This window comes from Mammaliicoccus sp. C-M13, assembly GCF_022386845.1.
Lineage (GTDB): Bacteria > Bacillota > Bacilli > Staphylococcales > Staphylococcaceae > Mammaliicoccus > Mammaliicoccus lentus.
Window position 1 is genome coordinate 60,459 of record NZ_JAJNHQ010000014.1, and the last position, 6,397, is coordinate 66,855.

Genomic DNA, 6,397 nt, shown 5'->3' on the forward strand with positions numbered 1-6,397 from the left:
AAACTAACAGGCTAAGACAAATAATTGTCTTAGCCTGTTAGTTTTTATTTATCTTTTTTTACTACAGTTTCAGATTCACGCTTTGTATTATTTTCATATGGTGACTTATTAGTGTTCGCACCTAAGAACATCATTACATTATTATAATTTTTCTTAGCTTCTTTTAAGTTCATATGGAATTGATATTGGTGACGTAATCCGTGTGTACCATCAAAGAATGTTGTTGTTGTTTGAACATTATATTTTTTTAGTACATCGTTAAATTCTCTATTTTGTGGGTCAAATGGATCTGCATCCCCTACTGTTAAAAATGTAGGAGGATAATTATCTGTAATCTGTTCAACTGTAGATAATTGATTAATTTGAGAAAAGTTTCTTTCCCATTCTTCAGAGCCTGTGTAACTTGTCATAAATAAATCAATTCTAGGAAATTCCGTACTTCTAACAGTTTGCATATTATATAAACCACCGAATAATATAACACCTTTAAGGTATTTACGTTTAACTGTTGGTTTCATTTCCATTTGTTGTCGTAATTTTGGATTTGTTTGTAGTGCAACATATTGACTTGCAATCTGTGCACCGGCTGAGTCTCCACCATATACGATTTGTCTATGATCAATGTTAAATTTGTTTCTATTTTTGAGTGTATATTTTGTAGCTTGATCTAATTGTTGTATAGGCGTTGGGTATCTAGAAGCTGGTGCTAACGCGTAATTAACATTCACAATAATATATCCTTGCTCTGCAATTTGCGCTAAGTAAGGATTTTTATGTCTTTTATCGCCAGCTATAAATCCGCCTCCATGCGTCCAAAAAATAACAGGTAATTTTTCACCTTTTTTAATATTGGATGGTGTTATTATATCCATTTGGCTATTTGGAGCTTCGTGCCCATATGCCACATCACGTGAAAGTTGAACTTTTTTATTATTAAGTAGCAACTGGTTTGCCTTTTGAGCTTGCAACTGCATTTCACGTTGTTTATGTTCTTGATATTTGTTATAGATATAGAAACCGCTTATAACAACGATGATCGCCACTATTAAAATAAACAATCGTCGTTTCTTTCTTTTCATATGTTCACTTCCTCATGTAAGAAGATAGTTTAACATATACAATAATTTTATGCGATATGTTTTTTGTTGTCTTTTTTCCTTAAAATATACTTAAATAATATAGCCGCACAGATAACTAAACCTATAACACCCATAGCTGGATATAATTTATCGATAAGTGATGAGAACCCAACAAAACTAAGTCCATAAGCTGCTACCATTGCTATAGTAAGTAATACAATATATTGTTTAGAAAAAGGCACTGTAAATCTAGCAGTAAATGAATACATTAGCCCTAATATTGTGTTATACATTACCATTAACATGATAATCGATAATGCTAAACCAACTATTGGAGAAATCGTTCTAGCTAAGGCTAAAGTTGGTATTTCTACTCCGATAATGTTTGGGTATTCTGATAGTAAACCTGAATTGATTAAACCTAATAATACTAAATAAATAACACCGCCGATAATTCCACCTAAACCTGAAATATGTCGTTTATCAGCATCGCCACCTATAGCGACTAAAGTACTAAATCCTACTGAAAATGCTAAACCACCGTAAATAAATCCTTGTAAAATCCCCCATAATAAACTTGGTTGTTTTACAGTTGAATTTATATCACTAATGCTTACATGACCATTCACAAAGAAATAGCCTGCAATAATTAGAATGACAATGATTAAGAATGGTGTTACGACACCCAAAGCTTTAACTATTTTATCAAAATCTAATAATAATGTTATATATATAACAATACACATTATTAACGCCCCCAACCAAGTTGGGACACTGAAACTTTCTTCAAATGCAGAGCCTGCGCCAGCAATCATCGTGACGGATATACCAAATAAGAAAAAGATTAATACATAATCAATCACGACACCGAATTTTCCGAATAAGTAATTAATAGTTGAGCTATGGTCATCAGCATCTAACGCCGTACCAATTTTCGCGACTTGTCTACCAAAGAAGGCCAACATAATCCCTGAAATAATAACGCCTATGTATCCATATAAGCCATAATGAGTGAAGAATTTCATCACTTCTTGACCAGTAGAAAATCCTGCACCTACCACGACTCCGACATAGGCAAAACCAATTTTAGTTGCTTCTTTTACATTTGACACAAATGTTCCTCCTCATTTAATTGAATCAACATATAATCTTATACCCACTGTTTTTAAAAATATTCATTAAGATTAAGAAAACCTCTTACTTAAGTAAGAGGTTTTATATTTTTACATTTATTGTTCACTTTTACTTTCTAAAGTTTTGCTATAGTTAGCTCTCGTAACTGTGAAACCAACAATTACAACTAAAGCTAATAATACAATAGCGAACCAATAAGACTGATGTAATCCAATAGTCATCGCTTGGTTTACATCTTCTGTTGTAGGGTTTTTAATGCCTTCTAAAGCTGCAGTTTGTCCACCGTTCATAATACTCACAAATACTGCAATACCTAATGCTCCACCTATTGGTTGAAGCATATTAGATACAGCTGTTCCGTGTGGATACATTTCTTTAGGTAACGCATTTAAAGCATTAGTATTAGCAGGCATAAGTACAGCTGATATACTGACCATCAATATAATATAAACAAGTACAAATACCCATACCGATATACCTGGATGAATGTTTGCGTAAAAAATAGACACACCTAATAATAAAAGTAATCCCGGTACAACTAGTTTTCTTGGCCCAACTTTATCAAAAATAGCTCCCATAAACGGTGAAAGGAAACCATTTAATAATGCACCAGGTAATAGAATGAGACCAGCTACTTTTGCACTAAAGCCCATCGGACCTTGTAGATACATAGGCATTACAATTTCCGAAGCAAACATCGTCATAATAACAGCAACGAATATGATAACACCTTTAGTATAATTATGATATTTAAACACTCTTAAATCCAATACTGGCTCTTCAAGTTTAAATTGTCTTAAAACAAATAAAACGATTGAAATTGCGCCCACGATCAATGTAATGTAGATGGCTGGATTCGTAAAACCACCTTCAATTGAACTAACTGATGAAACGCTGTATATGATACCAGCAATACCTACTGTAGACATTACAATTGATGCAATATCGACTTTTGGTTTTGTAACCTCTCCTACATTTTGTAAATATTTATAAGCAAATATAAATGTAAATAACATAAATGGAAGAACAATTAAAAATAACCATCTCCAACCTAGGTAATCAACGATAACTCCCGATAACGTTGGTCCTAATGCTGGAGCAAACATTATAACTAAACCAAATTGACCCATAATCTTCCCGCGTTCACTTTCTTTATAAAGCATCAGCATGGCGTTCATAACAGTAGGTATCATAAGTCCCGTACCTGCAGCTTGAACCATTCTTCCGACTAATAACATTGGAAAATTCAATGCCAATCCCGCAATTAATGTTCCAATTGAGAATATAACAACTAACCCTAAAAATAGTTTTCTTGTGGGGAACCACTGGTTAACGATTGCTGATAACGGCGTTAACACACCCATTACCAACATGAAACCAGTTGCCATCCATTGCACAGTTGGTGCATCTACATTAAATACAGACATTAGCTCTTTTAATGCTATATTCAAAAGTGTTTCATTTAAAATCATAAAAAATGTTCCCACTAGAAACACTATCATTATGATTCTTCTCTTAAATTTATTATCCATGTCTTTCTCCTAATTTTTATTTTTTTAACTTTCCTATGATGCCATAAAAAATAAACCTAGTCAATTGACTAGGTTTAAGCGTTATTGAATTTAGACAGTTGAGAAAAATCAACTACAACTTGATCCATACGCTTAGCAGTTTCTTTCATTATGTTTCTTGCTACTTTATTTTCTGGATCTAATTTTAAAATTTGTTTACTTAAGTCAAAAGCTTGTTTATCAGTCAGCAAAGGTTCAGGAATAGCGTGTAATAAAAGCATCTGTAACAAACTCTTCACTTCCTTATGTTCTGTAAGAATCATAGAACGCTCTGCGTGATAATAAGCTGTATGGAAAGCACCTTCATGATCACTATATGGATATACATGTAGAAGAAATGCTAAATCGTGTAATTCATTCGTTTCTTCTCTTTTTATGCAATCGAGTATAAAAGTATAAAACATTGTACTTTCATCTTCATGAGCTGCTGAAATAAAGTGTTCTTCAAATTCTAAGAAATCCACTTCGGACATCAATCTATATGCAGTATCAAATTCGCCACTTAATATATGACCTTTAATCAAATCTTTCATTCAATGTCCTCCTTCTCTCTATGCAACATCTATCGAAGTTAACTCTCAATTTTATGGTTAAAAATATTATAACACGTTTTTATTATAAATACTTTCAAAAACTGGTATATTTTAAATTTTAAAATAAATATGATGGTGATATTTGCATCTATGATTAAATCTTGCAGAACAGTGCGGACATACCTCACTTAACATATAATCATTAATGGACATTGTTTGATTACAGACACCGCATAAAATTGCTTGTTCATCAAATTCATCTTTTTCCCATCTTATTATTTCATGATTTTCATTTTCATTATGACATTTATAACATGAATAAAACTTATTACAACATTTAAATTTTATTGCTATGATATCAAGTGGCGTATGGTAATGTGTACATCTCGACTCATCGTCAACAGTTAAACCGTGTATGTTAACCATGTGTACCTCCTCAATTTATAATATTTAAAACTTCTCATAATAAAGTATACTTTGTCAATTTTATACGCTTTGACTTTTAATGTTTTATGTTATATATTTATATATGAACACATATTCATATGAAAAGGAGTACACTATGACACAATCTAATTTATTAGATGAAGAAACATTATTATTAGTTTCTCAAACATTCAAAGCATTGAGCGATCCAACTCGCGTAAAAATATTGCATTTACTATGTACTGGTCGTCATTCTGTAGGCTGTATAGCAGAAACACTTTCTTTAAGTCAGTCTTCTGTTTCTCACCAACTTAGATTTTTAAAAAATTTAAGACTGGTTAAATTCGATCGCGAAGGAAAAAGTATTTATTATTCTATAGATGATGACCATGTGATTTTACTGCTAAAGCAAGCTATAGAGCATGCTAAACATTAAATATATTTGGGGGTAAAATTTATGTCACACGATCATCACCACGATCATGCACATAACCATGTGCATACTAATAACAAAAAAATATTGCTCATTTCGTTTATTATTATTGGTTTATTTATGATAGTAGAGGTAATTGGTGGTTATATTACAAATAGTTTAGCTCTGTTATCAGATGCTGGTCATATGTTAAGTGATGCTATTTCACTATTTATAGCACTTATGGCGTTTAAATTTGGCGAACGCGTTGCAAATCATAAGAAAACTTACGGGTATCGCAGGTTTGAAATACTAGCTGCATTAATTAATGGTGTACTTTTAATCGCCATTAGTTTATATATTTTTTACGAAGCTTTTGAAAGATTTTTCAATCCTCCTGAAGTGGCATCAACTGGGATGCTTATAATCAGTACAATAGGTTTAATAGTGAACTTATTCATAGCTTGGTTAATGTTTAAAGGCTCTGACACGAAAGATAATTTAAATATGAGAGGCGCTTTTATACATGTACTCGGTGATTTATTAGGGTCTGTCGGTGCAATTGCAGCAGCTTTAATTATGATTATATTTGGTTGGAGATTAGCCGATCCAATCGCAAGTGTTATTGTGGCACTTCTTATTATTAAGAGTGGCTATGGGGTTACAAAATCAGCACTCAACGTGTTAATGGAAGGTACGCCGCCAAACATCGATGTTAACGAAATAACCGAAACTATTAAATCACATCCTGACATTATAGATATACATGATTTACACATCTGGTCAATAACAAGTGACTTAACAGCTTTAAGTTGTCATGCTGTTGTAGATAGTCAAAAAACTGTCTCAGAATGTGACAATATAATAGAAGAAATCAATCACAAATTAAGTCATAAATCTATTCATCATGCGACAATACAGTTAGAAACACCAAATCATCAACATGACGATTCATTATTATGTTGTATGGAAACAACTGAACATGTGCATTAAATTAAATATTATAAAGCCTTCCCTTTAAGTATCTGATATGCTCCCTGTTAAGTAAACACTTAAATAGTGAAAACTTAGCAGGGAGTTTTATTATGACTAGAAATATTAAAATAGATATTAATACTTTATTAGAAGCTTTTGATTTATATGAACAAGGTTATAGCTTCTTAAACGTTATAAAAATGTTGTCATTGAATACAAATCGTAGATTATTAAGTGAAAAATACCAGAGGTATAAATTATATGGAG

At 32.0% G+C, this 6,397-nt stretch carries 7 protein-coding genes; 2 read left to right on the forward strand and 5 right to left on the reverse strand.

Features of this window, described 5'->3' with window-relative positions:
• Positions 1-44: 44 nt before the first annotated feature.
• The 5 genes from LQ615_RS11200 to LQ615_RS11220 all read right to left on the reverse strand — a co-directional run bounded on the left by LQ615_RS11200 (position 45) and on the right by LQ615_RS11220 (position 4,743).
• Positions 45-1,079 (reverse strand): alpha/beta hydrolase, encoded by a 1,035-nt coding sequence (locus tag LQ615_RS11200; protein ID WP_064211413.1) that lies wholly within the window; start codon positions 1,077-1,079, stop codon positions 45-47.
• Positions 1,080-1,126: 47 nt separating this feature from the next.
• Positions 1,127-2,191: a YkvI family membrane protein gene (locus LQ615_RS11205; RefSeq protein WP_016998481.1), complete on the reverse strand. Its 1,065-nt coding sequence runs from the start codon at positions 2,189-2,191 to the stop codon at positions 1,127-1,129.
• A 117-nt stretch (positions 2,192-2,308) separates the two neighbouring features.
• Complete coding sequence (locus tag LQ615_RS11210; protein ID WP_016998482.1) at positions 2,309-3,745, reverse strand: MDR family MFS transporter; 1,437 nt, start codon at positions 3,743-3,745, stop codon at positions 2,309-2,311.
• Positions 3,746-3,819: 74 nt separating this feature from the next.
• A complete protein-coding gene (locus LQ615_RS11215; RefSeq protein ID WP_016998483.1) occupies positions 3,820-4,317 on the reverse strand; it encodes a hypothetical protein in 498 nt (165 codons plus the stop codon).
• Between the two features lie 111 nt (positions 4,318-4,428).
• Positions 4,429-4,743: a CHY zinc finger protein gene (locus LQ615_RS11220; protein WP_016998484.1), complete on the reverse strand. Its 315-nt coding sequence runs from the start codon at positions 4,741-4,743 to the stop codon at positions 4,429-4,431.
• Between the two features lie 136 nt (positions 4,744-4,879).
• Here LQ615_RS11220 and LQ615_RS11225 point away from each other — a divergent pair, with 136 nt between their 5' ends.
• The gene (locus tag LQ615_RS11225) at positions 4,880-5,179 is read left to right on the forward strand and encodes an ArsR/SmtB family transcription factor (RefSeq protein WP_082892515.1); all 300 of its coding nucleotides are present in this window, start codon (positions 4,880-4,882) and stop codon (positions 5,177-5,179) included.
• Between the two features lie 21 nt (positions 5,180-5,200).
• A complete protein-coding gene (locus tag LQ615_RS11230; protein ID WP_064205086.1) occupies positions 5,201-6,148 on the forward strand; it encodes a cation diffusion facilitator family transporter in 948 nt (315 codons plus the stop codon).
• The last annotated feature ends 249 nt before the right edge of the window (positions 6,149-6,397 follow it).

Excerpts from the sequence above, each read along its gene's own strand:
- LQ615_RS11200 (WP_064211413.1), bottom strand. The coding sequence starts at position 1,079 with ATGAAAAGAAAGAAACGACGATTGTTTATTTTAATAGTGGCGATCATC.
- LQ615_RS11210 (WP_016998482.1), bottom strand. The coding sequence starts at position 3,745 with ATGGATAATAAATTTAAGAGAAGAATCATAATGATAGTGTTTCTAGTG.
- LQ615_RS11215 (WP_016998483.1), bottom strand. The coding sequence starts at position 4,317 with ATGAAAGATTTGATTAAAGGTCATATATTAAGTGGCGAATTTGATACT.
- LQ615_RS11220 (WP_016998484.1), bottom strand. The coding sequence starts at position 4,743 with ATGGTTAACATACACGGTTTAACTGTTGACGATGAGTCGAGATGTACA.
- LQ615_RS11225 (WP_082892515.1), top strand. The coding sequence starts at position 4,880 with ATGACACAATCTAATTTATTAGATGAAGAAACATTATTATTAGTTTCT.
- LQ615_RS11230 (WP_064205086.1), top strand. The coding sequence starts at position 5,201 with ATGTCACACGATCATCACCACGATCATGCACATAACCATGTGCATACT.